Origin of the sequence: Pseudarthrobacter sulfonivorans (genome assembly GCF_001484605.1) — a bacterium.
Taxonomy (GTDB): domain Bacteria; phylum Actinomycetota; class Actinomycetes; order Actinomycetales; family Micrococcaceae; genus Arthrobacter; species Arthrobacter sulfonivorans_A.
This window is the reverse complement of the sequence record NZ_CP013747.1, coordinates 1743338-1769202: the sequence shown is the minus strand read 5'-3', so window position 1 is coordinate 1769202 and position 25865 is coordinate 1743338. Positions and strand designations below refer to the sequence as shown.

Annotated in this window: 22 protein-coding genes; 15 read left to right on the top strand and 7 right to left on the bottom strand. The window is 65.1% G+C overall.

Annotated features, from left to right (window positions below; genetic code table 11):
• Positions 1–172: 172 nt before the first annotated feature.
• Both AU252_RS07755 and AU252_RS24485 read left to right on the top strand, forming a co-directional pair.
• Positions 173–757 (top strand): GlcG/HbpS family heme-binding protein, encoded by a 585-nt coding sequence (locus AU252_RS07755; RefSeq protein WP_058930218.1) that lies wholly within the window; start codon positions 173–175, stop codon positions 755–757.
• Between the two features lie 10 nt (positions 758–767).
• The gene (locus AU252_RS24485) at positions 768–1514 is read left to right on the top strand and encodes an ankyrin repeat domain-containing protein (protein ID WP_240484347.1); all 747 of its coding nucleotides are present in this window, start codon (positions 768–770) and stop codon (positions 1512–1514) included.
• A gap of 7 nt (positions 1515–1521) precedes the next feature.
• Here the strand turns inward: AU252_RS24485 and AU252_RS07745 are convergent, their stop codons facing one another.
• The 5 genes from AU252_RS07745 to AU252_RS07725 all read right to left on the bottom strand — a co-directional run bounded on the left by AU252_RS07745 (position 1522) and on the right by AU252_RS07725 (position 7633).
• Positions 1522–2532, bottom strand: a complete 1011-nt coding sequence (locus AU252_RS07745) for a glycosyltransferase family 4 protein (protein WP_058930217.1) — start codon at positions 2530–2532, stop codon at positions 1522–1524.
• 23 nt (positions 2533–2555) lie between these two features.
• Positions 2556–4709: an amylo-alpha-1,6-glucosidase gene (locus tag AU252_RS07740; protein WP_058930216.1), complete on the bottom strand. Its 2154-nt coding sequence runs from the start codon at positions 4707–4709 to the stop codon at positions 2556–2558.
• Between the two features lie 245 nt (positions 4710–4954).
• Entirely contained in the window at positions 4955–6151 is a 1197-nt protein-coding gene (locus AU252_RS07735) for an acetyl-CoA acetyltransferase (protein ID WP_058930215.1), read from the bottom strand.
• The gene (locus AU252_RS07730; protein WP_058930214.1) at positions 6148–6822 is read right to left on the bottom strand and encodes a CoA transferase subunit B; all 675 of its coding nucleotides are present in this window, start codon (positions 6820–6822) and stop codon (positions 6148–6150) included. The genes AU252_RS07735 and AU252_RS07730 overlap by 4 nt, the downstream gene beginning before the upstream one ends.
• A gap of 91 nt (positions 6823–6913) precedes the next feature.
• Positions 6914–7633 carry a CoA transferase subunit A gene (locus tag AU252_RS07725; RefSeq protein WP_058930213.1) on the bottom strand — a complete coding sequence of 240 codons (720 nt, stop codon included), beginning with the start codon at positions 7631–7633 and terminating at the stop codon, positions 6914–6916.
• Between the two features lie 199 nt (positions 7634–7832).
• Here AU252_RS07725 and AU252_RS07720 point away from each other — a divergent pair, with 199 nt between their 5' ends.
• The gene (locus AU252_RS07720) at positions 7833–8615 is read left to right on the top strand and encodes an IclR family transcriptional regulator (RefSeq protein WP_058930212.1); all 783 of its coding nucleotides are present in this window, start codon (positions 7833–7835) and stop codon (positions 8613–8615) included.
• Between the two features lie 245 nt (positions 8616–8860).
• Positions 8861–9766, top strand: coding sequence for an NADP-dependent oxidoreductase (locus AU252_RS07715; RefSeq protein ID WP_058930211.1), 906 nt, complete (start codon positions 8861–8863; stop codon positions 9764–9766).
• Positions 9767–9899: 133 nt separating this feature from the next.
• On the opposite strand, the gene nadE is transcribed toward AU252_RS07715, so the two are convergent.
• On the bottom strand, positions 9900–10721 hold the full coding sequence (gene nadE, locus AU252_RS07710; protein ID WP_058930210.1) for an ammonia-dependent NAD(+) synthetase: 822 nt from the start codon (positions 10719–10721) through the stop codon (positions 9900–9902).
• A gap of 140 nt (positions 10722–10861) precedes the next feature.
• Complete coding sequence (locus AU252_RS07705; protein ID WP_099093434.1) at positions 10862–11878, bottom strand: LacI family DNA-binding transcriptional regulator; 1017 nt, start codon at positions 11876–11878, stop codon at positions 10862–10864.
• A 222-nt stretch (positions 11879–12100) separates the two neighbouring features.
• Between AU252_RS07705 and AU252_RS07700 the strand changes: the two genes are divergently transcribed.
• The 11 genes from AU252_RS07700 (at position 12101) to AU252_RS07650 (ending at position 25744) form a co-directional block, all read left to right on the top strand.
• Complete coding sequence (locus AU252_RS07700; RefSeq protein WP_058930208.1) at positions 12101–12961, top strand: sugar phosphate isomerase/epimerase family protein; 861 nt, start codon at positions 12101–12103, stop codon at positions 12959–12961.
• Complete coding sequence (locus AU252_RS07695) at positions 12958–13971, top strand: Gfo/Idh/MocA family protein (RefSeq protein WP_058930207.1); 1014 nt, start codon at positions 12958–12960, stop codon at positions 13969–13971. Before AU252_RS07700 ends, AU252_RS07695 begins: the two co-directional genes overlap by 4 nt.
• A 192-nt stretch (positions 13972–14163) precedes the next feature.
• Positions 14164–15687 (top strand): ABC transporter substrate-binding protein, encoded by a 1524-nt coding sequence (locus AU252_RS07690; protein WP_058930206.1) that lies wholly within the window; start codon positions 14164–14166, stop codon positions 15685–15687.
• Between the two features lie 108 nt (positions 15688–15795).
• Positions 15796–16737 carry an ABC transporter permease gene (locus AU252_RS07685; RefSeq protein WP_058930205.1) on the top strand — a complete coding sequence of 314 codons (942 nt, stop codon included), beginning with the start codon at positions 15796–15798 and terminating at the stop codon, positions 16735–16737.
• Positions 16734–18617, top strand: a complete 1884-nt coding sequence (locus tag AU252_RS07680; protein WP_083510311.1) for a dipeptide/oligopeptide/nickel ABC transporter permease/ATP-binding protein — start codon at positions 16734–16736, stop codon at positions 18615–18617. Before AU252_RS07685 ends, AU252_RS07680 begins: the two co-directional genes overlap by 4 nt.
• Positions 18614–19519, top strand: coding sequence for an ATP-binding cassette domain-containing protein (locus AU252_RS07675; protein ID WP_240484346.1), 906 nt, complete (start codon positions 18614–18616; stop codon positions 19517–19519). Before AU252_RS07680 ends, AU252_RS07675 begins: the two co-directional genes overlap by 4 nt.
• A 44-nt stretch (positions 19520–19563) precedes the next feature.
• The gene (locus AU252_RS07670; protein ID WP_240484345.1) at positions 19564–20424 is read left to right on the top strand and encodes a sugar phosphate isomerase/epimerase family protein; all 861 of its coding nucleotides are present in this window, start codon (positions 19564–19566) and stop codon (positions 20422–20424) included.
• Between the two features lie 73 nt (positions 20425–20497).
• Entirely contained in the window at positions 20498–21664 is a 1167-nt protein-coding gene (locus AU252_RS07665; RefSeq protein WP_058930204.1) for a Gfo/Idh/MocA family protein, read from the top strand.
• Positions 21665–21770: 106 nt separating this feature from the next.
• Positions 21771–22832 carry a LacI family DNA-binding transcriptional regulator gene (locus AU252_RS07660; protein ID WP_058930203.1) on the top strand — a complete coding sequence of 354 codons (1062 nt, stop codon included), beginning with the start codon at positions 21771–21773 and terminating at the stop codon, positions 22830–22832.
• An 81-nt stretch (positions 22833–22913) separates the two neighbouring features.
• A complete protein-coding gene (uxaC, locus tag AU252_RS07655; RefSeq protein ID WP_058930202.1) occupies positions 22914–24320 on the top strand; it encodes a glucuronate isomerase in 1407 nt (468 codons plus the stop codon).
• On the top strand, positions 24317–25744 hold the full coding sequence (locus AU252_RS07650; protein WP_058930201.1) for a mannitol dehydrogenase family protein: 1428 nt from the start codon (positions 24317–24319) through the stop codon (positions 25742–25744). Before uxaC ends, AU252_RS07650 begins: the two co-directional genes overlap by 4 nt.
• Positions 25745–25865: the final 121 nt, after the last annotated feature.

The window sequence follows — 25865 nt, the reverse complement described above, 5'->3', positions numbered from 1 at the left end:
GCTGATGCTGCTGGCCATCCGGGGGAGCGGGCCGCAACCAAAGGCCCGATGTTTGTTCCGGCGGGGCCGGACAGGATGGATGGAGCCGATGCCCGTTCCACTGGATTCCGCCAACGTGAGTCCAGCAACGGGCGTCCAGCAACGTGCGTCCATCAACCCAAGGAGAAACACCGTGAAGAAGTCCAACAAGATTGCCGCCGCCGCTGTTGCCGCCGGAGCCTTGCTGCTGACGGGAGGGCTGACCGCTGCAGCCAACGCCGGGACCAGCCAGGCGGCCGCTCCCGCCGCGGTACCCGCCGTCGATATCCCGCAGGCGCCGGAGACCGTGGTGGCGCAGAACCGCATCACCGCGGGTGCCTCGGCCGATGCGGTCCGGGCAGCCCTCGCCAAATGCCAGGCTGACAAGCTGCCGTTCGTCACGGTGGCACTCGTGGACAGGTTCGGCACCGTCCAGGCGCTCCTGCGCGGGGACAACGCCGCCGAGCACACGATCGAAGCAGCCCAGCAGAAGGCCTACACCGCGGCCGCCTTCGGCGCACCGACGAGCGAGCTGGCCAAGCGCGTCAACGGCAACGGGCCCAGCATCGCGGACCTCCCCGGCACCCTGTTCCTGCCCGGCGGCATCCCGCTCAAGGTCAATGGGGTGTCCGTGGCAGGCATCGGCGTGGGCGGTGCCCCAGACGGCAACCTGGACGAAGCCTGCGCCACCGCCGGCGCCGAGGCCATCGCCGCTGCAGCTGCCGGCTCAGGCAAGTAGGCTCGGCTCCATGAGGCGGTTCAGGACCTGGCGCCGGGCACGCAGGGCGGCGGCAATTCTCTTTCTGGCGGGCGGTGTATCAGCTTGCCTGGCCGCCTGCCAGACGGGTCCCGGCGAGCCGCAGCGGCTGGAGTCACCGCCGTCGTCCGGCCTGGTCAGCCCGGGCAGCCAGCCCCCGTCCGGACCGTCAGCTTCTCCGGGTACGTCCCCGCCTGCTTCCACCGCAACGGCCGCCACCACGCCACCAGTCCTATCGGCTGAGGCCCAGGTCCGGCTCGACCAGGAACTGATCGCCGCCGCGAAGGCCAACAACGTGGCGCTGGTGAGTGAACTCATCGGCCGCGGCGGCAACGTCAACGCCAAGGACGCCATCCAGGACTCCGCATTCCTCTATGCCGGGGCCGAGGGATTCAACGAGGTTCTCCGGCTGACGCTGGCGGCCGGCGCGGACGTTGCCAGCACCAACAGGTACGGCGGGACGGCGCTGATTCCGGCCAGCGAACACGGCCACGTGGAGACGGTCCGCATCCTCCTGGCCGCCGGCGTGCCCGTGGACCATGTGAACAACCTGGGCTGGACCGCCGTGCAGGAGGCCATCCTGCTCAACAACGGCGGGCCCAGGCAGCAGGACGTGGTGCGCCAGCTGCTCGACGCCGGTGGGGACCCGAACATCCGCGATCCCCAAGGACGGACGGCCCTGGAGAATGCGGAGCGGCTGGGCTTCGGCGAGATCGCTGCCCTGATCCGTGCCCGCTGACCCAGGGCTAAAGCACGTCCTCGAACAACTCCACGTATTTCCGCGACATCGCCTCCGCGCTGAATCGGGTTTCGACGGCGGACCGGCAGCCATGCCTGTCCAGGCCGGACGCACGCTGCAGGCAGCTGGCCAGTGCATCGGTACCCGCGGCCAGGAAACCGGTGACTCCGTGCTCGATGATTTCCGGTGCGGAGCCCCGCGGAGTGGCCACAACGGGGGTGCCGGCGGCCAGCGCCTCGATCATGACCATTCCAAAGGGTTCGTCCCACTGCACGGGGTTGAGCAGCGCGACCGCATTGCCCAGCAGGGCGAACTTTCCGTCGGCGTCCAGTTCTCCGAGGAACTCTTCATCAGGCCCGAGCAAGGGTGCGATCACGGAGCGGAAATAATCCACTTCAGCCGGGTCGCTCATTTTTGCGGCGATCTTGAGCTGCATGCCCGCTCTTCGGGCCACCGCTATCGCCTCAGCGATGCCTTTGCACGGCGCCATTCGGCCCAGAAAACACGCGTAGCCGCCGGCTCCGGCACCGGGTGGAACAGTGGCGGGATCGATGCCGTGGTGGATGACCCGTCGTATTTTGAGGTCGGGTGCGCTGTTGGCCTGGTGCTGCGAGATGGCCACCAGTGACACGTCCCGGCTGAAGGCTTCATATACCCGGCACAGCGCCGGCGTCATGTCCGAATGAATGGTGCTGACCACTGGAATCCCGGGTGGGCGGTGCCGGTACAACGGTCCCGCCAGGGTGTGGTCATGGATGATATCGACGTCGTCCAGTCCGGCGTAGGCCCTGATCACGTGCGGCAACTCTGAGCTTGTGCTGCCCATGGCGGCACGCTCCGCCGGGGCGAAGCCGTCCAGCAGTTCGACCGGGCAGGTGCTGTCCGCCGCGGCCGCCAGCACCACGCTGTGCCCGGCCGCCGCCAGCGTGGTGGCCAGCGCGTGGATGACCGCCTCCGTTCCGCCGTAGCCTAGGGGCGGGACGGGGAGCCATGGTGGAGCTATCAGTCCTATCCGCATGATGCGCGCTCCTGCTCGGGGTTTTAGCCTGTCTTGTCCAGCTTCTCGGCGAGCTCAACCAGATCGGCAAGGGGGGGACGTGTCCCGCGGTGGAACGTCATGCCCGGCGGGAGCCCATCGATCGTGGCCTGGCTGCCGGTCACGTCGATGGTGATCCGGCCGTCGCCTATGGGGCAGTTGGTGATGTGGACCCGGCCCCAGGACTCCGGCAGCACAGGGTCCATCCACATACCATTCATGGAGACGTGGGGGTCGTACCGCAGCAGTGTGCGCAGCAGATGCACCGGGGTGGTGGCAGCCCAGGCCTGGGGCGAGCAAGCCGTCGGGTAAGGCACCGGTTCCGGGAAATCAGCGCGGTCGAATCCGCAGAACAACTCAGGCAAGCGGTGGTCGGTGAAATCCGCCGCCTCAATAAGCCCGAGGGCAACCCGCCGGGCCTCGTCCACAAATCCGTACCTCATCAGGCCCGTAGCAATCATCGCGTTGTCATGCGGCCACACGGATCCGTTGTGGTAGCTCGCAGGGTTGTAGGCGCCCATATCCGTGGCCAGGGTGCGGATCCCCCAGCCGCTGAACATTTCAGGCGACATCAGCCGGGCCGCCACCAGGGGCGCCTTGTCGGCGTCGATTATCCCGTTCCACAGGCAGTGCCCCATGTTGGAGGCGCAGGCATCCACAGGTCTCTTGTCCCGGTCCAGTGCGATGGCGTAGTAGCCTTTGGCCGGCAGCCAGAACTGTTCGTTGAACTGCTTCTTAAGCCGCGCCGCGCGTTCCCGCAACTCCCGCGCCAAGGCCAGGTCCCCGGCGTCGTACGCCATCCACGCTCGGGCGATGTAGGCGCCGTAAACGTAACCCTGCACTTCGCAGAGGGCAATCGGCGGTTCTGCCATGCGGCCGTCCGCGAAATTTACGCCGTCCCAGGAATCCTTCCATCCCTGGTTGATCAGCCCCTGGTCGTTAAGCCGCTGATACTCCACAAAGCCGTCGCCGTCGCGGTCGCCGTAATCCCTGATCCAGTCCAGCGCCCTGTCCGCGTTGGGCAGCAGCCCGGCCACCTGGTCCGCGGCGAGGCCCCAGCGGCTGACTTCGCCGAGCAGTGTGACGAACAACGGCGTGGCATCGGCGGTGCCGTAGTAGGTGGATTTGCCGCCAAGTGCCAGGCCCGTGCTGACGCCCAGCCGGACCTCATGGAGGATCCGGCCGGGCTGCTCTTCGGTCAGCGCGTCCACCGCGTTGCCCTGCCTTTCGGCCAGCGTATGCAGGGTGTCCAGGGCCAGCGATGGGTCCACCGGCAGCGCCATGTAGGACGAGAGAAGCGAATCGCGGCCGAACAGGGCCATGAACCATGGGGCACCCGCCGCAATGACGGTCCGGTCGGGATGCAGCGGGTCCTCGATCTGGAGGGCGCCGATGTCATCATGGCTGCGCTGCATGGTGCGGGCAAACGACACGTTGCTGATGTGCGGCGCGGGGATCTTCCGGATCCAGTCCTGGCGCCGTATTTCCGCAGGCGACGTGCCGGTTTCCTGGCGCTGGAAGGGTGCAGGCGTTTCGGCTGCATCCAGTAGAGGCGACACGGTGACCTTCGTGCGCCACTGGCCGTGGGGCGGCACCACGGTGCGGTAGCCCAGGCCTTCGTGACTGAAAGTCGCGTCGGGAGCCTGCAGGACAACCCCCTTATGCATTCCCCGCCAGACGCCCTTGATGGTGAGGGAGTCGTCTTCCGGGTGCCGGGACTGGTCCCAGTGCCGGATGATCCGGGCGTCCTTCACCTCAAAGAGGTCCGCGAAGTCCGCGTCCATCGCCAGTTCCACCACGCACACGGCAGGCTCGCGGGAATGGTTCCGGACGGTGATCTCCTCCTGGATGCCCGAGCCCACCTCGCGGTTTCGTTCCACGATCAAAGGGCTGTCCGCATGACCGGCTGCCCGGGCCGGACGGCCGATGAATACGGCCCGGTAGGGTTCGAGGGCACGTGCGGCCAGCGGCTCCAAAGTCACATCATTGACCGTCAGTCTCCAGCGGGAGACGATGCGGGTGTCCTCATTGAACACGCCGTGGGGGCGGTCGGAGTACATGTCGCCGGCAAGACCGGAAATGCAGAAGTTCGAGCCATCCACAAGTGTCACCGTGGCCCCCAGGGGGCCAGCCGCGGTGTCAGCATTCCATCCAGCCATTCCTGGCTCCTTTGATGCTCATCCAGTAGGCAACGCTGCGGGGCCCGTTCCTGTGGACCCCGCGGGTGGACCAAAAGGGCTGCCGCCGCGGATCGTTCAGTTGTGGGATCTTCGTCCCCATCGGCCTCCAGCGGAGCCCGGTGGGCAACGAATCCATCATGGCGGACCTCCACCCGGAGCACGATGCTTCTATGACCCTACGCTTGTGGTTCTGTGGACGCTAGATGCGGACCCACCACGCATCCCTAGACCGCTTCGAGGACGCTGACGTAGTTGGCGATGCCCACGCCGCCCATGTTCTGGACGGCGGCGCGGCGAGGGTTGGCGAGCTGCATGTCGCCAGCCGTCCCAGTGAGCTGCATGGCGGCGATGACGTGCTGGGATACGCCGGTTGCACCCACGGGGTGGCCTTTGGCCTTGAGCCCGCCGGAGACGTTGATGGGCAGCTTCCCGTCCTTGAAGACCCAGCCTTCCTGCACAGCGCGGGCGCCCTGGCCCGGTTCGGTCAGACCCATGGCCTCGTACATCAGCAGCTCGGCGATGGTGAAGCAGTCGTGGACCTCAGCGAAGTCCAGGTCTTCAAGCCCGACGCCGGCCATCCCCAGCGCACGCTGCCAGGACATGCGCGTGGCGGCGAAAGCCGTTGGATCCCGGCGTTCGGCCGGGAAGAAGTCGTTCGCCTGGCCGAAGCCGGCGAGCCGCACCGGCGCGGTGGCCCCGCCGGTTGGCGACGTGCTGAGCACGACGGCAGCGGCGCCGTCGGACACGGGGGAGCAGTCGGTGCGGCGCAGCGGATCGGCCACCATGGGGTTCTTGTCCGAGACGGTGCGGCAGAACTCCTCGCCGAGGTCCTTGCGGAGCTGGGCATAGGGGTTGTCGACGCCGTTGCGGTGGTTCTTGGCCGCGATGGAGCCCAGCACGTCGCCCAGTTGTCCGTCGCCGCGACCGTAGCGCTTTTCGTAGTGCTTGGCGACGTCCGCGAACAGGCCCGTAAAGCCGGTGGTGGACGTCTGGCCGGCCATGTCGTAGTCGGCGCCCAGCAGGGCAGCCCCGACGACGTCGGCGCCTGCGTGTGTCATCTTCTCGGCGCCGATCACCAGCACGGTCTTCGCCGTCCCGGCCAGCAGCGACTTGGTTCCCTGCTGGAACGCGGCCGACCCGGAGGCGCAGGCGTTCTCCACACGAGTGGCGGCGACGTTGGCCAGCTGGTCCGAGACCTGCAATGCCAGCGAGGACGGGAACGCCAGCGGCATCATGCCGGAGTTGAACTGGCCCAGATAGATCTCATCGATCTGGCCGGGCTCGATCCCGGCGTTGCTGATTGCCTCGGTGGCCACCTGGATGATCAGGGACTCGAGGGTCTCGTCCGTGAGCTTGCCGAACCGGCTGTGGCCCCAGCCGGTGAGCAGGACATCGTTGCCGAACTGTTCCTTGAGGCTCATGCTGCCACTCCCGCGGTTTCAAGCTGGACGTCGAATGCGGCTTCGGTCTTTTCGCGAATTTCCTCCACTGTGACCCCCGGCGCAAGGCGGGTCAGCGTGAGCTGCCGCCCGCCGTCGTCGTCCGCTTTTTTGAGGTCGAAAACCGCGAGATCGCTGATGATCCGGTCCACGCAACGCAGGCCGGTGAGCGGCAGGGTGCACTCGGTGACGATCTTGGCTGTGCCGTCCTTGGCGTTGTGCTCGGTCAGGACCACCACGCGCGGCGTGCCGGCGACGAGGTCCATGGCGCCGCCCATTCCCTTGACCATTTTGCCGGGGATGGTCCAGTTGGCGAGGTCGCCGTTGCCGGAGACCTGCATGGCGCCCAGGATGGCCACCTTGACGTGGCCGCCGCGGATCATGCCGAACGATGTGGCGGAGTCGAAGATGCTGCCGCCGGGCAGGAACGTGACGGTCTGCTTGCCGGCGTTGATGAGGTCGGCGTCTTCGTCGCCCTCATACGGGAACGGGCCCATGCCCAGCAGGCCGTTTTCGCTCTGCAGGACCACGCGGACGCCGTCGGGCAGGTTGTTGGCCACCAGCGTGGGGATGCCGATGCCCAGGTTCACGTAGTCGCCGTCGTTCAGTTCCTCGGCCGCGATGGCAGCCATTTCATCCCTGGTCCAGGCCATGGGGGTCTCCTTGGGGTTCAAAGTTTGTGGGGGCTTAAGTGTTCGTTCGCGCTGTGGGAAGCGCGCGGTGGGGTCAGGCCGGGGTTGCCGTTCAGGCGGGGACTGGTGCCGCTTCTCGTGGGCGGACGGTGCGCTGTTCGATGTCCTTCACCCGGCCGCTCGCCTGGACCAGGTGCTGGACGTACACTCCCGGGGTGATGACGTGGTTCGGATCCAGTGCGCCCGGCTCCACGATGACTTCGGCTTCGGCGATGGTCACCAGGCCGGCGGTGGCCACTACGGGGTTGAAGTTCCGGGCCGTGTAGCGGTAGATCAGGTTCCCGTCCGTGTCTGCGGTGTGCGCGTGGACCAGCGCGACGTCGGCGCGGATGGCGCGCTCCTGGACGTACGTTTCGCCGTCGAACTCTGCGAGCGGTTTGCCTTCGGCCACCAGCGTTCCCACGCCGGTCTTGGTGTAGAAGGCGGGAATGCCTGCGCCGCCGGCGCGGAGGCGCTCGGCCAGGGTGCCCTGCGGAGTGAACTCCACCTCAAGCAGGCCCGCGAGGTACTGCTCGGCGAAGAGTTTGTTCTCGCCCACATACGATGCGATCACCTTGCGGACCTGGCCGGCTTCGATCAGCACGCCCAGGCCTTTCCCGTCCACGCCCATGTTGTTCGACACCACGGTCAGGCCGCGCACACCGGAGTCCCGCACGGCCTCGATGAGGTCCGCCGGGATGCCGCTCAGGCCAAATCCGCCGACGGCGAGCGTCATGCCGTCCTGGAGCACTTCCGCCAGGGCCGCGGCGGCGTTGGATTTCAGTTTGGACATTCCGTCTCCTCATCATCGAGCGTGCACAGCCATTCGGGTTATCCACTTTGTGGACATAGGGCCTGAAGAAGGAGCCTAGGGTGCTCAAGGAAGTAGGTCAACGGCGTAATCCTGCCCGCAAGGCAGATATTTCACAGCGTGGACGCTAGGCTTTGAGGTGTCCACATTGTGGAGAATTTCTTGAGAGTTGGTGATCCGAATGAAGAATCCAGTCCAAGGGGCGCAGGTGGTGGGCCGCGTCGCATCACTGCTCCGGCTTGTCGGCCGGAAGCCGGAGGGCAGCTCGATTGCCGGGCTGGTCCGGGAGTCCGGGCTGACCCGCCCCACCGTCCACCGGCTCCTGGCCTCCCTTGCTGCGGAGGGCCTACTGGACCACGATGCCCGCAGCGGAAACTGGATCCTGGGCCCTGAGATTTTCCTGCTGGGATCAGTGGCGGCGGCCCGCTTCCCGTTTGAGGATCTGGCGCGGCCAAGCCTGCGCCGGCTGGCGGAGGAGACCGGCGAGAGCGCGTTCTATTCCATCCGCAGGGGCCAGGAGACGGTCTGCGTGCTGCGGGAGGAGGGCAGCTTCCCGGTGCGCTCCTTCGTGCTGCATGAGGGAGTCCGCTTTCCACTGGGTGTGGCTTCGGCCGGGACCGCCATCATGGCGTTCCTCCCGGACGAGGAACAGGAAACCATCCTGTCCGGCTGGGACCAGCACGCCGGCAGCTTCGCGGCAGGCCACCGCATGGACGTGGTGCGCAGGAATCTGGAACGGACCCGGCTGCATGGCTTTGCGGTGAACCCCGGCCTGGTGCTGGAGGGCAGCTGGGGAATGGGGGCGGCCGTGTTCGACCAGCTCGGCAGGCCGGTGGGTGCGCTTTCACTCACCGGCATCGAACCCCGGTTCCGGCCTGAACGGCAGGAGTTCCTGGGCAAACTGCTGATGGAGGAAGCCCACCGGATCAGCTCCACACTGAGTTCAACACTGACCGGCCGCTGAATCACGGCCGTCGCCGCTGAGTTTCCCCGATGCCTCGACTGGGCGCGCGCCCTCGCGGGGCAGTTTGACACGGACACGCCGGCAAATAGAGGCCGATACGCGCCAACCGCGGCTCAAAGTGCCCCGGTTCGGCCCGGACTACCTCTGACAAGTTCACCTAACTGCAGGCGCTTGCGAACACATCCGATGTGCAAGATGCTGGCAGCATAGGCCGCAATCGCGTCGAGCCTAAGGAGCGCAGCCTCATGAAAAGCATCAGAATGACTTTCGACCATTTTGGTAGCCCGGACGTCGTCACCGCGGGCGAAGAAGAGCAGTCATCCCCGGGTCTTGGCGAGGTGCAGGTTGGCGTCCGTGCCATCGCCGTCAACCCGATGGACTGGAATGTCGTGGCGGGCTACCTGGAACCCTACTTCCCGTTGCAGCTCCCCGCCGTTCCCGGCTGTGAGGCTGCGGGGACAGTGACCGCCGTCGGCCCCGACGTGACCGGGTTCGATGTGGGCGACGAGGTCATCTGGAACGGCATCGCCGGAGGCTACCGCGCCGTGGCCAACCTTCCGGCCGCCCAGCTGACACGGAAGCCGGCCGGCATCGATTTTGAGCAGGCGGCCTGCATGGCGATAGCGGGCGGTGCGGCGTATTCGGCCCTGGTCCAGCTGGGCATCGAAGTGGGGGACACCGTCCTCATCCACGGCGCGGCGGGCGGTGTGGGCTCGGCATCCGTCCAGATCGCCCGGGACCTCGGCGCCCGCGTCATTGGTACCGCCTCGGAGCAGAATCATGACTACCTGCGCGGGCTCGGAGCCGAACCTGTGGCCTACGGCGAAGGCCTCGTGGAGCGCGTCCGCTCCCTGGGCAGCATCACCGCTGTCGTGGACACCTTTGGCGGGGAAGAGACGACGGCGGCCACGGTCGAGCTTCTGGGTGGTCACGGCAACGCGGTAACCACCGTGCCCGGCAAAGAGTCCAACGCTGCAGGAATTGCCCCCGTCCGGTTGCTTGACGGACGGGCGACGGAAGCGGCCCGTCTTGCTGCCAACGGGAAACTTCGTTTCGACATCCAGGAGCGGATCCCCCTCACCGAGGCGGCCCGGGCGCTGGGCCTCAGCCGGGCGGGACACGTCCGGGGCAAGCTCGTGCTCATCCCGTAACTCGAGGCGCCGCGAGGGCCGTTGTGGGGCACTTTGACACGGGCACGCCGGCATTTCGGGCGGGATCGGTCCAGACAGGGTTCAAAGGGCCCCGGTTCGGCTGACAGTCCGACCGGGCGTGCGTCGGCTCAGTCTATTTCCACCACGTATCGAAGATGGTGACCGGCACGGTGCGCTTGTGGCGCGTGCGGAGGTACTTCTGCTCGATCAGATCGGCTGCCGCTTCGGGGATCTCCCGGCCTTCGAGGTAATCATCGATCTGGTCGTACGTGATTCCCAGTTCGTCCTCGTCGGTGCGTCCGGGCCTGCCGTCCAGGAGGTCGGCGGTGGGTACTTTTTCCCAGACACGGGCAGGGGCGCCCAGTTCGGCCAGCAGTTCGCGGTTCTGGCGTTTGTTGAGGCCGAACAGGGGCAGGATGTCCGCGCCGCCGTCGCCGAATTTCGTGAAGAACCCGGTGACGGACTCTGCGCCGTGGTCGGTGCCGATCACCAGGTAGTTGTGCTCGCCGGCCAGGGCGTACTGCGCGATCATCCGCGTGCGTGCCTTGGTGTTTCCCTTGTGGAAATCGGAGATGCCGTTCCCCACCGTCTTCTCGAATTCGTCCTCGAAGCCATCCACGGCGGCCGAGATGTTGAAGGTCCATTCCGTCTTGGCCTGGATGAAGTCCAGGGCGGCCTGGGCGTCGTCCTCGTCGTGCTGGACGCCGTACGGAAGGCGGACCGCCACGAAGTTGGCCTCCACGCCTTCGGCCTCAAGCTCCTCCACGGCCAGCTGGGCCAGTCTGCCGGCGAGGGAGGAGTCCAGCCCGCCCGAGATCCCTAGGACAAAGCCCTTGGTATGGGTTGCCCGGAGGTAATCCTTCAGGAAATCCACCCGCTTGCGCACCTCCCCAAGGGGGTCGATCCGGGGCTGCACGCCCATTTCTTCGATGATGGTGGCCTGGAGTTCGCGCATGTGATCCAGCCTAGTCAGCGCTGTCAACAACGCTCAACTGTGTCCACCCGAAACACGCACGTGTCTACCCGAGCCACTCACAGCCCAGCGCGAACGGACACTTGGGGACCCCAGCGCGAAAGGACACTTAGGGCCCCGGGCTACAGCGTTGCCGGTGCCGCCCCCGTAGATCCGCGCACGGTGAGATGTGTAGGCATCAGCGAACGGCTGCGGCTGCCACCGCCCGCCAGGGGGTTGAGCTGGGCCAGGAGCATGGACACGGCCACGCGGCCGGCCTGTTCGATCGGGGAAGCCATGGTGGTCAGCGGGGGATTGCAGAAGTCCGCGCCGAAGATGTCGTCGCAGCCCACGACGCTCATGTCCTCCGGGACCCGGATGCCGCGTTCGCGCAGCCGCTGGAGCATGCCGATCGCGATGAGGTCGTTGAAGGCAATGCAGGCGGTGACACCGGAATGCACGGCCGCGTCTGCTGCTGCGGCACCTGATTGTGTCTTGGGGGCGAACGGGCCCAGCCTGCGCACATCCACGCCGCGGTCCTCGGCGGCGGCCGCCAAGGCATTCCATCGAAGTGTGCTGGATTGGGACGTGAGTGGACCGGCCATGTAGGCGATGCGGGTGTGGCCGAGGGAAATCAGGTGGTCCAATGCCTGGCTGGTGGCGGACGGCGTGTCAATCACGACGGCGGGAACGCCGGGTACGTCGCGGTTGATGGTCACCATGGGAATCTTGGCGGCTGCGGCCAGCAGCGCCTCATCGCTGAGCCTGGACGCAGCGACGATGATTCCGTCAGCGCTCTTGCGCAGCTGCTCCACGGTGGAGGCCTCTACCTCGTCGGACTCTTCCGTGTCCACGAGCAGCTGGGTGTAACCAGCCGCCTTGAGCTGCAGCTGGGTGCCACGGATGAGGTCAAAATAGAAAGGGTTAGTGATGTCAGGCACCAGGACGCCGACGGCACCGGTGCGGCCGGAGCTCAGGGCCTTCGCCTGGCTGTTCGGCGTGTAGTTCAGCTCGGCGGCCGCCGCTTCGATGCGGGCACGGGTCCGGATGTTGACCCGGTCCGGAGTGGAAAGTGCACGGGACACGGTGGATGCGGCCACCCCGCAGATCACGGCGATGTCGTGGATGGTGGCAGGGCGGTCTGTTCCGGCTGCTTGCATCGCCATGGCGCGCTCCTCACTGAACGGGATGACAGGGGGCTTGTGACGGTTGCCACAGCCCTGTAGCTCCTAGATTGCCACAGCCTGCAATCATTTGGCAATCGGTTGTCATTGACAGTTGACGCGTCTAGACTTAGGGCAGCACTTTTTTGTGAACTGAGTCACCCGCGCGCCGGAGCGGCACTAGGCTGTCCCGTCGCGGGCGTACCTAAGGAGATTCCCGTGACCGAAACATCAACCCAAGCAGCAAGCACCGTCTGGACGCTCTCAGGATTCGGCGACGAGGTGGATACGGACCCTGCCATCCAGGCTGCTGTCCTGCTGGCGCTCGGCGCAAACTACATCGAAGTACGCAGCGCCTGGGGCGTCAACGTCTCAGAAATGACGCCTGAGCAGGTTGCCGATCTCAAGGAACTCCTGGACGCCAAGGGCCTGAAGGTCTCAGCCGTGGCCAGCCCCATCGGCAAGGTGGACATCAGTCTGCCCGTGGAGCACGAGGTGGAGCGCCTTCGCCAGATCATCTCCGTGGCCAAGGGCTTGGACACCAAATACATCCGGATCTTCTCCTTCTTCCGGAGCGAAGCCCAGACGCCGGAGGAAATCCGCGACGACGTCCTGACGCGCATGCGGGCACTGGCCGCTGAAGCCGAAACCGCCGGCGTCGTACTCCTGCACGAGAACGAAAAGGACATCTACGGCGATACGCCGCAGCGCGTCCTGGACATCATGCAGTCCGTGGACTCTCCCGCACTGCGGATTGCCTGGGACAACGCCAACTTCGTCCAGGTTGGCGTCCGCCCCTACACCGATGGCTACGCCTTGCTCCGCCCCTACCTCGAATACCTCCAGGTCAAGGACGCCATCATGGCCACGGGTGAGGTTGTGCCTTCCGGCCACGGCGACGGCGAACTGGACGCCACCATTGCTGCCCTGAAGGCGGACGGTTACGCAGGCTTTGCCTCACTCGAACCCCACCTCGCCAGCCACCACAAACTGGGCGGCTTCTCCGGTCCGGTTGCCTTCGGCATGGCCGCGCGCGCCTTCGCGGTCCTTGCTGCCAAGAACGGAATCGAACTTTCGTGACCGGCCTCAAGGCCGCAGTTATTGGTTGCGGTGATGTGTCGGCAGTCCACTTTGAGGCAATCGCAAAGCTCGACGGCGCGCGGCTGGCTGGGGTCTGTGACTCAGATCCCGGCCGCCTCGCGGCAGCCGTGGCCGCCTATGGCGTCCCGGGATTCCCCGATCACCTCAGCATGATTGAGGCCATCGGACCGGATGTTGTGCACATTACGACGCCGCACAACATGCATGCCTCGATCGCGGCGGACTGCCTTGAGCGTGGCGTGAATGTGATTGTGGAAAAGCCGCTCGCGCACACGCTCGAGGAGGGCCACCGGCTGGTGGAGACCGCGAAAGCGTCCACCGCCAAGATCGCGGTCTGCTTTCAGAACCGCTACAACGCCACCTCCCAGGCCATGCATGCCCTGCTTTCCTCCGGTGAGCTGGGTGCTGTAACGGGGGCTTCAGCCACGGTGCTGTGGCACCGTGACGCCGACTACTACCGCAGCCGGCCGTGGCGGGGTACCTGGGACGGTGGCGGCGGCGGGCTCATGATGAACCAGGCCATCCACACCGTTGACCTGCTGCAGTGGCTGGTGGGCGACGTCGTTTCGTTGTCCGGCAACGCGGCCACCCGGTTCCTGGGCGAAACCATCGAGGTGGAGGACACTGCGGAGTTCGTTGCCGGGCACGCCAACGGTGCGCGCAGCGCCTTTTATGCCACGCTCGCCAACGCCGTCAACGCGCCGGTTACGTTGGACATCGTCACGGAAAAAGCGACGCTCAGTCTTCGCGGGGACCTGACGGTCACCTATGCGGACGGCCGCGTTGAAGTGGTTCCCGAGCGTGTGGTGGAGTCCGGTGGGCGCGGCTATTGGGGGGTCTCGCATGAGTTGCTCATCAGCGACTTCTATGCCCGGCTCGGTGACGAGGGTCCGTTCTGGATCGACCCTGAGGAAGCGGAAAAATCGCTGAGGATCGTCAAGGAAATTTACCGGCAGAGCTACCCGGACGCGGCGGCAAAAGTTTCCTGACCGCCTTATGGCAACCGGTTGAAGCCCTTAGAACGTTTCATTCGCGGCCATTTTCGCCAAGATTGCAACAATATTGACAATCGGTTGCCAAAGTTGGCAATTATGCGTACTCTGAATCTCGAAGGCCGGTGTGGCCCACGCCACACCGGCCGACTTTGCAACTCTCACGTTCCACAGATTCAGGAGCCAACAATGAAGTTAGGTCCCAAGGCGGCAGCTGCCGCCATTCTCGTCAGCGCAGCACTGACGCTGACCGCGTGCGGCGGCGGTGCCGCGGGTGGCACCGGTACGGCCAAAACAGCCTCGCTGACACTGGGTGCCGTTCAGGAACTCCGCTCCTGGGACCCGGCGCAGGCCCACGTCGGTCACTATCTCCAGCCTTACCAGGCAGCGTACGACTCCCTGATCCTGCGGGAACCGGACGGCAAGCTCAGCGCCATGCTGGCTACAGAGTGGAAGTACAACGACACCAACACGAAGCTCACCGTGGACCTTCGCACGGACGTGACCTTCAGCGATGGCGCCAAGTTCGATGCCGAGGCAGCCAAGGCAAACCTGGACCACTTCAAGACGGCCAACGGCCCGCAGATGGCACAGCTGACCGCCGTCTCCGACGTCACTGTTGTGGATGCCGACACGATCGAACTGAACCTTAAGAGCCCGGATCCCTCGCTGGAGTTCTACCTCAGCCAGGCCGCAGGCCTGATGGGGAGCCCGAAGGCGCTGGGCACTGAGGGTATCAAGACCGAGCCCGTGGGCAGTGGTCCGTACGTGATGGACAAGGCCGCCACGGTCAAGGACTCACAGTCCGTGTTCACGGTCCGCAAGGATTACTGGAACAAGGACCTCCAGAAGTTCGAGAAAATCACCTTCAAGATCCTGATTGACGGCACCGCCAGGACCAACGCCCTGGTTTCGGGACAGGTTGACGCCACGCTGCTGGACCCCAAGACCGGCAAGCAGGCCGAAGGCGCCAAGATGAAGCTGGTCTCCACCGAGGTGGACTGGCAGGGTCTCCTGCTGATGGACCGCGACGGTACAAAGAACCCCGCACTGGGGAACGTCAAGGTCCGCCAGGCCATCAACTACGCCTTTGACCGCAAGACGATTGTGGACCAGGTCCTGATGGGCCAGGGCGCCCCGACCTCGCAGCCGTTCGGCAAGGCCAGCGGAGCCTGGACTGAGGAGCTGGAGAACTACTACAGCTACGATCCGGCCAAGGGTAAGGCGCTCCTGAAGGAAGCCGGCTACGAAACCGGCGTCGTCCTCGACGTCCCGGCTGTCCCGGGCTTCGAAACCCAGCTCGCGGTGGTCAAACAGCAGTTGTCCGATATCGGGATCACCCTGAACGTCGGCGCCGCGATCACCAACACCTATACCACGGACATTTCAGCGCAGAAGTTCACCGCCATCTTCTTCTCGCTGTTCCAAGGTGAGCCGTGGGTTGCCACCAACCAGATCGTCTCCACGAAGGCCCTCTACAACCCGTTCAAGAACACCACTCCCGAGCTGCAGGCAAAGATCGATGCAGTCGAGAAGGGCGGCAAGGACGCTGGCAAGCTGGCCCAGGAAGTCAACAAGTACGTGGTGGAGCAGGCGTGGTTCGCCCCGCTGTACCGGGTCAACCAGATGTACTACCACAACTCCAAGATCACCGTGGAACCGCAGGTCCAGCAGGCCGTTCCATCGATCTACAACTACTCGCCCGCCAAGTAATACCGGGTACGTAGCCACACAATAACCTGCGCAGGTCCGGCAGCCCATCACCAACGGTGGGCTGCCGGATCGGGCCAACCAATCCATGCCAGTTCAATGGAGCCAGCAATGATCACTTTCATCCTTAAACGCCTCGGCAGCGGACTCGTAGTCCTGTTCGCCGTCTCGATCCTCGTTTTTTCCCTGCTATATGTATCGAGCGGCAGCATTGCACGGAACATCCTGGGCGACCAGGCAACGCCGGATCAGCTGGCCGTGAAAGAAGCGGAGTTGGGGCTCGACCAGCCCATCCTCACGCGCTACTTCAGCTGGCTCACGGGCGCCCTGCAGGGGGATCTGGGCACGTCCTGGTTCACCTCTGAACCCGTCTCCAACGCCCTTGCCACGCGCATTCCGGTGACCATGACCATGGTGATTGCAGCCATGCTCCTGATCTCCATCATCGCCACCCTCATCGGCGTCGCCGCAGCAGTAAAGCGCGGCTGGGTGGACCGCGTGGTCCAGATCGGTGCCATCATCGGCGATTCTGTCCCCGGCTTTGTCATCGGCATCATCCTGGTGACCATCCTTGCTATCCAGATGGGCCTGTTTCCCGCCACCAGCACCATTTCGCCCGGTGTGAGCGCGGATGCCTGGGTGCTTTCCTTGACCCTTCCGGTGATCGCCCTGCTGATCAACGGCGTCACCAGCGGTGCCCAGCAGATCCGCAGCGCCGTCATCAAGCAGCTCGAACGCGATTACGTCCGCACCCTGCGCAGCCGCGGCATCGGTGAGCGCGAGGTCCTGTTCAAGCACGTCCTGCGCAGCGCAGCTCCGGCTGGACTGACCGTGCTCAGCCTCCAGTTGATCGGCATGCTGGGCGGCGTGGTCATCATCGAGCAGATCTTTGCCCTTCCCGGCATGGGGCCGCTGGCCGTAGCCGCCACCAGCCAGAGTGACCAGCCGGTGGTCATGGGCGTTGTTATGTACACCGTCGCCGTCGTCATTGTGGTCAACCTCATCGTTGACCTGCTCAACGGCTGGCTTAACCCGAAGGTGCGTGCCTCGTGACCGAGTCCGTCGAAACCTCAGCACTGACACCCGCACCTGGGACGTCAGGCCAGACCGGGACTGTCGTCCGGTCAACAGTCCTCAAGCGCCTGTTCAAGAATCCCATGGGCGTCGTCGCCATTGTCATCCTGCTGGCCATGGCCGTCATGGCTGTCTTCGCCGATGTCCTGGCCCCGTTCGACGAGAACTTCGCCAACATCTCCAAGACCCTCGCCGCCCCGGACGCAGTCAACATCCTGGGCACTGACAGCTCCGGCCGTGACGTCTGGAGCCGGCTGCTCTTCGGGGCGCAGCTGACCCTCAGCTCCGCGCTCCTTTGCGCCGCAGTTGCCATCGCGATCGGCCTGCCCGCCGGCCTCGTGGCCGGCTACTACGCCGGCAAGTTTGAATCTGTCTCCAACTGGATTGTCAGTATCCTGATGAGCCTCCCGGGCCTGATCGTCCTCCTCACCATCCGGGCTGCGTTCGGTCCGTCGGTATGGATTGCCATGATCGCGTTCGGCGTCCTGATCAGCCCTTCCTACTTCCGCCTGACACGGTCAGCGGTGCAGTCGGTCCGCAACGAGCTCTACGTTGATGCCGCCCGCGTCTCCGGCCTGTCAGACCTCAGCATCATCACCCGCCACATCTTTTCCGTGGTTCGCGCGCCCATCATCATCCAGACGGCAGCGATCGCCGGCGTGGCCATCGCCATCCAGTCCGGACTCGAGTTCCTGGGCCTGGGCGATCCGGCCAAGGCCACCTGGGGTGTGATGCTCAGCGAAGGCTTCAAGAACGTCTATCTCACCCCGACTCTGCTCTTCTGGCCCGCGCTTGCCATGGCGCTGACCATCGGCGCCCTGGTCCTCTTGGGCAACGCTATCCGCGACGCCCTGGAAGACGGCGAAAAGATCAAGCACCGCAGGAAGGTCCAGGCGAATAGCACGACGGCGGCACCCGCCGCTGGTGCCGCGGTCACGCGGGCAGCACGAAAGACTGCCGCCGCCGTCGAGGCCGGGACCGAACACCACCTCGTCAAGGTGACCAACCTCGGCGTCGGCTACCCCCAGGCCAACGGATCGATCAAGAAAGTGGTGGACGACGTCTCCTTCCACGTGGACCGCGGCGAAATCCTCGGCATCGTGGGCGAATCCGGTTCGGGCAAGTCCCAGACCGCCTTCTCCATCCTGGGCCTGCTGCCGGACACCGCGCGCATCGTGGGCGGCTCCATCCAGTTCGATGGCAACTACACCGTTGCACCCGGCGAGGAAAAGGTCAGCCAGGATCGTCTCTCCAAGCTGCGTGGCAAGCGGATTTCCTACATCCCGCAGGAACCCATGAGCAACCTGGACCCGGCATTCACCATCGGCTACCAGCTGGTCACGCCCATGGTGCGGGTCCTGGGAATCTCCAAGGCAGAAGCCACCACTCGGGCCATGAAGCTGCTCTCCGACGTCGGAATCGTCAACCCGGACCGGACCTTCAGGGCCTACCCCCACGAGGTCTCCGGCGGCATGGCCCAGCGCGTACTCATCGCCGGTGCCATCAGCTGCGAACCGGACCTCATCATTGCCGATGAGCCCACTACGGCACTGGACGTCACGGTCCAGGCCGATGTCCTTGACCTCATCCGCGACCTCCAGCGGCGCCTCGGCGTCGGCGTCATTCTGGTGACCCACAACTTCGGCGTTGTGGCTGACCTCTGTGACCGCGTTGTGGTCATGCAGAACGGCCGGCTGGTGGAGGAAGGCCCCGTACGGGAGATCCTGCGCGAACCGAAAGAACGCTACACCCAGACCCTGCTGGCTTCCATGCTGGAAGGCAAGGAACCCATGACCATGCTGGTGTCAGCTGCTTCGTCTGCAACTGCGTCATCAACTGCCAAGGAGAACGTACTGTGACCGAAACTGCAGCCTTGCGCGCCGCGGAATCAGCGCCGGCACGCCAAGAACTTCTTCGGGTGGACAACCTGGTGGTGGAGTACGCCGGCAAAGGGTTCCGGGCACGGAAATTCCGCGCCCTGACGGATATAAACATCAGCATCGGCCAGGGCGAGACCCTGGGCCTGGTGGGGGAGTCGGGCTCCGGCAAGACCACCCTGGGCCGGGCGGTGCTGGGGCTCGCGCCCGTAAGCGGTGGCAAGATCACCTTCGAAGGCCAGGACATCAGCCACGCCGGCCGGAAGCAGCGCCGCGTCCTGAGCCGAGACATGCAGGTGGTTTTCCAGGATCCGTACACGTCGCTGAACCCTGCCCTGGAGATCGGCGACATCCTTGCGGAACCGCTGGGCGTGCAAGGCATGGAGCAGGCAGCAGCCAAGAAGCGCGTCAAAGAGCTCCTGGACCAGGTAGGCCTGCCCTCGGATGCCATCCACCGTCTCCCGCGGGAGTTCAGCGGCGGCCAGCGCCAGCGCGTGGCCATCGCCCGTGCACTGGCACTGTCGCCGAAACTCATCGTCTGTGATGAGCCGGTCAGTGCCCTGGACCTCTCCACGCAGGCCCGTGTTCTGGATCTGTTCCTGCAGATCCAGAAGGACACCGGCGTGTCCTACTTGTTTGTCTCCCACGACCTTGACGTGGTCCGCCACATCAGCCACCGTGTAGCCGTGATGTACCGTGGAGAAATAGTGGAGCAGGGCCCGGCAGACGTTGTCACGCGCGACCCCGAACACCCCTACACGCAGCGGCTGCTGCTCGCTTCTCCGGTGCCGGACCCGGACCGCCAGGAGAAGCGCCGCGCCGACCGTCACCGGCTGCTTGAAGAGCAGCGCATACAGGCCGAACAGGCTGGCGTCCCCGCCTAAGGCCGGACCAGATTTATATAACAGCGAAAACCATGGAGGAAAAAGTGGCCAAAATTGGCGTACAGGCAATGATGCTGAAGGACAGTTTCACCGAAATCGGGGCGTTCGAAACGCTCCGTAAGGTCAGCGCAATCGGCTACAACGCCGTCGAAATCTCCCAGATTCCGATGACACCGGAAAACGTCGCCGAACTGGACCGCTCTCGCAGCGAGCTGGGCATGGACATCGCGGCCCTGTCCGTGGCCATGGAGGCCCCCAAAGGCCGGCCGGGCGATTCCCTGGCGGAGCACTTTGACAAGATTGTCGATGACGCCAAGAGCCTGGACTCGAAGCTGCTGCGGATCGGTATGCTGCCGTTCGAGGCAATGACGTCCATCGGCGCGGTGATTGACTTCGCGAAGAAGGCCAACGAGTACGCCGAGCGTCTGCACGAGCAGGGCTTGGGCCTGTACTACCACAACCACCACATCGAGTTCGCGAAGTTCGACGGTAAGTACATGCTGGACATCATCGCCGAGAACTCCCCGGCCATGGGCATGGAAATCGACGTGCACTGGGTCCAGCGCGGCGGCCTGGACCCGGTTCGAACGCTGGAAAAGTACGCGGGCCGCACTGCCATGGTGCACCTCAAGGACTACCGGATCGGCCAAATGCCGGAGTCGGCCATGGGGCTGCTGGATTCGGGGGATTTCGTTGGATTCATGACGGAGTTCAAGAACGTTGTCCAGTTCGCCGAAGTGGGCGAAGGCAACCTGGACTTCGCCTCCATCATCCCGGCCGCGCAGGCCGCCGGCGCCCAGTACCTGCTGGTGGAGCAGGACGAACTCTACGGCCGCACGGTTTGGGAAGCGCTGCAGACCTCCTACGACAACCTGGTTGCCCTGGGGCAGTCCGAGCTTTTCTAACCGGATCGCTTCTGGTTTCGACAAGCTCAACCAACGAAACACAAGCTCAACCAACAAAGAAGGACAAATAACAGTGAGCAAGAAAGTACGCCTCGGCATCATCGGCCTGGGCCAGCAGGGCGGCGCTTACGCCAAGTTCATCACGGACGGCATGGTCCCCAACATGGTGATCGGCGCCATCTGCGACACCGATCCGGCCAAGAAGGAATTGGCCTCGGCCACATACCCTGACGCGCCGTTCTATGACGACTACATCGCCATGCTCGAAAGTGGCGACGTTGACGCTGTCGTGACCTGTGTTCCGCACTTCCTGCACCCGGAAATGGGCATCGAGACGCTCAAACGCAACATCCACGCCCTCGTGGAGAAGCCCGCCGGCGTCTACACCAAGCAGGTCAAGGAACTGAACGAATTCGCGGCCTCCAAGCCGGAACTCTCCTTCGGCATCATGTTCAACCAGCGCAACAACCCGCTGTACAAGAAGCTCAAAGAGATTGTGGAAAACGGCGAGATCGGCAAGATCCGCCGCAGCAACTGGATCATCACCAACTGGTGGCGTCCGCAGGGCTACTACAACTCCAGCGAATGGCGCGCGACGTGGGGCGGCGAAGGTGGCGGCGTCCTGGTCAACCAGGCACCGCACCAGCTGGACCTCTGGCAGTGGATCTGCGGCGTGCCGAAGTCCGTCTACTCCAAGGTTTCCTTCGGCTTCCGCCGAGACATCGCCGTCGAAGATGAAGTGACTGCGATAGTTGACTACGGAGACGGCGTTACCGGCGTTTTTGTCACCGCCACCCATGACCTGACCGGCACCGACCGCTTCGAGATCCTGGGCGACCAGGGCAAGATCGTCGTCGAGGGTAGCAAGACCGCTACCGTGACCCGCCTGAAGAAGCCCGAGCGCGAGCTCAGCGACGGCATGGGCATGGACGATGTCCGCAAGCTCTTTATGGGCGAACTGAATCCGGAGGAGTACTACACCACTGAGGTTATCGAGTTCGAGTCCGCTTGGGGTGCTCAGCACTCCGGCGTCCTGGAGAACTTCGCCGCCAACATCCTGGACGGCACACCGCTGCTGGCTCCGGGCTCGGACGGCATCAACGGGGTCCGCCTGGCCAACGCCATCCACCTCTCCGCCTGGACCGGCAAGGAAGTCGGACTGGACTTCGACGAGAACGAGTTCCTCGCCGAGCTCAACAAGCGCATCGCCGAAGAGGGCAAGTTCGCCCAGCGCACGTAACCTCCCGGGCGAGCAGCGAAGCTGAGTAGCAGCTGTGGCCGTTTTGGACCATCAAAACGGCCACAGCTGCGACCTGCTTGAGTGGTTTCATCGTTAGGATGGGGCGGTGACTGAACCCCAAACGCCGGAAACCGCCCCATCAACGGGGTCGGTCAAAAAACACGGCCGCGACGGCAAATCCAACGCCACCATCTACGACATCGCCAAGATGGCCGGCGTCAACGCGTCCACGGTTTCCCGGGCACTCAGCAAGCCGGGCAGGGTCAGCTCCAAAACACAGAAGCTCATCGAGGACGCGGCTGCCGAGCTGAACTACCAGGTCAATCCGTTCGCGCGCGCCCTTCCCACGGGCAAGACCAATACGTTCGGCCTCATCGTCGCGGACATTACCAACCCCACCTTCTTTGACATCATCCGCGGCGCCGAGACCACGGCAACCAGCCGGGACTACACCCTGGTGCTCGCCGAATCGGCGGAGTCCTCGGCAACTGAACTGACTGCCGCCCGGCGCCTCATGGCCACCGTGGACGGCCTTATTCTGGCGAGCCCGCGCATGAACGATGACAACATCCGCGCCCTGGCCCAAGACAAACCCGTGGTGGTCATCAACCGCGAAGTGGAGGGCGTGCCGTGCGTGGTGCCGGACGTCAACAAGGGGATCAGCGAGGCGGTCCGCAGCCTGGCCGCCAACGGCCACACGAAGGTTGCCTATGTGGCGGGGCCACCGGAATCCTGGATGTCCGAACGCCGGTGGGAGGGTGTACAGGCAGCCTGCGACTGGTCCCGCCTCGAGGCAGTGCGGCTCGAATCCACCAAACCAACGGTCGACGGCGGCCGGAAGACTGCGCGTGATGTCCGCGCCAGCGGCGCCACCGCGGTCCTGACGTACAACGACCTGCTGGCCATCGGGCTCATGCAGGAGCTCCAGGCTGCCGGCGTGGTGGTGCCCGACCACATCAGCATCATCGGCTTTGACGACATTTTCGGCGCGGATTTCACGACGCCACCGCTCACCACCGTGCGTTCGCCGCTGGGGGAGTGCGGCGAGGCAGCCGCCAAGCGCCTGCTGGACGTTCTTCACGGAAGCGGGGAACAGGCAGGCACCTTGAGCGTCGAGACTGAGCTGGTGCTGCGCGGGTCCAGCGGTAGGATCCTGCCCGCGAAGTGAGTCCTGGCAGGGCCGATTCCACCGTTTGGCAAATTATGGCAACCGGTTGACAAAACCCGACGCCGGGCAGATCATGGATCTATGTCACAGTCGATTGCTGCCAACCCAGACAGGCTCCTGCCCGCCGACCCAGGAACGCGCAGCATTGCGCGGGACCTCCTTGCGCGCGTACAGGACCTCCCCATCATCTCCCCGCATGGCCACGTTGACGCCGCCGTCATCGAACAGAACACGCCGTTCCCGGACCCGGCAGCGCTGCTCGTCAGCCCGGACCACTACGTCACCCGCCTGATCCACGCCAACGGCGCCCCCCTGGACAAGCTGCGCGGCGGCGGTCCCACCGCGCCCGGGTCACGCGAAATCTGGCGCACGTTCGTCGATGCCTGGCCCCTCTTCGAGGGCACGGCCTCCGGCTACTGGCTGCGCAATCAGTTCGACAGCGTCTTCAACCTGGGCGCAGACCTGGGCGAGATGTCCGCCGACGCCAGCTATGACGCCATCGCCGCGAAGCTCGTGGAGCCCGGCTTCCGTCCCCGCCAGCTGTTCAAGGACTTCAACATCGAGGTCCTGGCCACCACGGACGATCCCCTGGACAACCTCGCCAGCCACAAGGCCATCGCCGAGGACCCCACCTTCAACGGCCGCGTCCTGCCCACGTTCCGCCCGGATGCCTACCTCAACATTGCGCACCCCACCTGGAGCGCCAACGTTGACCGCCTGATTGAAACCGCCGGTGACGGCGCCAACGGCTACGCGGGCTACATCACGGCCCTGGAAAACCGCCGCCGCTACTTCGTAGAGCACGGCGCAGTCTCGGCAGACCACGGTGTGGCCACCCCGGCGACGCTCAAGCTGGACCGCGCCGAAGCCGAGCGCATCTTCGAGCTCGCCCGCGCCGGCAAGGCCACGGCCGAGGACCGCAACACCTTCGAAGCCCACATGATGTACCAGATGGGTCGTATGTCTGTCGAAGACGGGCTGGTCATGACCATCCACCCCGGTTCGTTCCGCAACCACCACACCCCCACGTTCGATGCCTTCGGTGCCGATACCGGCCACGACATCCCGTTCGCCACCAACTACACCGAGGCCATCCGGCCACTGCTGCAGGACTTTGGCACGGCCAAGGACTTCCACCTGGTGCTGTTCACCCTGGACGAGACCGTGTTCTCCCGCGAACTCGCACCGCTCGCCGGCTTCTACCCCTCCGTCTACCTGGGCGCACCCTGGTGGTTCCTGGACGCCCCGGATGCCATGCTCCGCTTCCGCTCCGCCGTGACCGAAACGGCAGGCTTCTCGCGTTCCTCCGGGTTCATCGATGACACCAGGGCCTTCTGCTCCATCCCCGCCCGCCACGATGCGTCCCGCCGGATCGAAGCCTCCTTCCTGGCCCGCCTCGTGGCCGAGCACCGAGTCAGTGAAGACCGTGCCCACGAAATCATCGTGGACACCGTCGATTCCTCCCCGCGAAGGGTTTTCAAACTGTGAGCATCGAACAGACCGACGTAACAGGCAAGACTGCCGAATCCCTGCCGCAGCTGGACCGGACCCTGCACGCTGCCGCCAAGCCGCCGGTGCGGATCGTCCACCTCGGACTCGGTGCCTTCCACCGCTCGCACCAGGCCTGGTACACCAGCCAGGCCAGCGATGCCGCTGACTGGGGCATCGCGTCTTTCACCGGCCGCCGCCCGGACGCTGCCCTGGCTCTTGCCGAGCAGGACGGCCTCTTCACGCTCGTGGAGCGCGCTGACGGCGGCGACTCGTTCGCCGTCGTCGGCAGCATCGTTGAAGCGGTGGACGGCGCGGACGTGCAGCGGCTCGCAGAGCTCGTTTCGGCGCCTGCCACCTCCATCGTCACCCTGACGGTCACCGAAGCGGCGTACCGGATCGGCGCCGACGGACAGCTGGATACTACGGCGTCCGACGTCGCCGGCGACCTTGCGCTGCTGGCTTCCGGCAGTGGAAACCCGTCGACGCCGCTGGGCCGCCTTGTCTTCGCCCTCGCCGCGCGCCGGGCTGCCGGAGCCGGGCCGCTCGCCGTTGTCTGCTGCGACAACCTCGCGGACAACGGCACGGTAGCGCGCAACGCCGTGGCGGGCCTGGCACAGGCCTGGGACGCGGAGCTCGCAGCCTGGGTCGAAGCAAACGTCAGCTTTGTCAGCACGTCCGTGGACCGTATCACCCCGCGCACCACGGAAGCGGACATCGCCGCCGTCGAGGCCGCCTGCGGCTACCGCGACAACTCGCCCGTCGTGGCTGAGCCCTTCACCAACTGGGTGCTCAGCGGCGACTTCCCCGCCGGCCGTCCACGCTGGGAGGATGCCGGCGCGGTCTTCGTTGACCACATCGAGCCCTACGAGAACCGCAAGCTGTGGCTCCTGAACGGCGCTCATTCCCTGCTTGCCTACGCTGGCCAGCTCCGCGGACACACCACCGTGGCGCAGGCCCTCGCGGACCCGCAGTGCCTGATCGCCGTCGAAAGCTTCTGGGACGAGGCCGAGGCGAACCTGTCCGGCGCCGCGGCCGGTGGCGCGGACCTGCAGATCCCGGCGTACCGCGCTGCCCTCCTGGCCCGCTTCAGCAATGCGCGCATTGCCCACCATCTTGCCCAGATTGCCATGGACGGGAGCACCAAGCTGCGCATGCGGGCCATGCCCGTCCTCCTGGCCGAACGGGCCCAAGGCAGGTCCGGTGCCGCCGCGGCACTGATGATCGCGGCCTGGATTGACTTCAGCGCAGCGGCCGAGACGTTCCACGATCCGCTGGCAACTGAAGTGGCCGCGGCCAACCAACTGGAAGGCGCAGAGCGCGTGCGGGCGGTCCTGGCGCTGGTAGATCCTGCCGTCGCAGCGGACGACGCCGTCGTGGAACTCGTTTCCGGCCTGCTCGGCACATTCCCGGCGGACGCCTAAGAATCACGCTCCAGCAGCCCTTCTGCTTCATAAAGAACAGCACTGCCCGGTCCAGGCGCCTGGACCGGGCAGTGCTGTTTCGATGACCTGCAGTTTCATGAAGTTTCAACAGAAATTTATG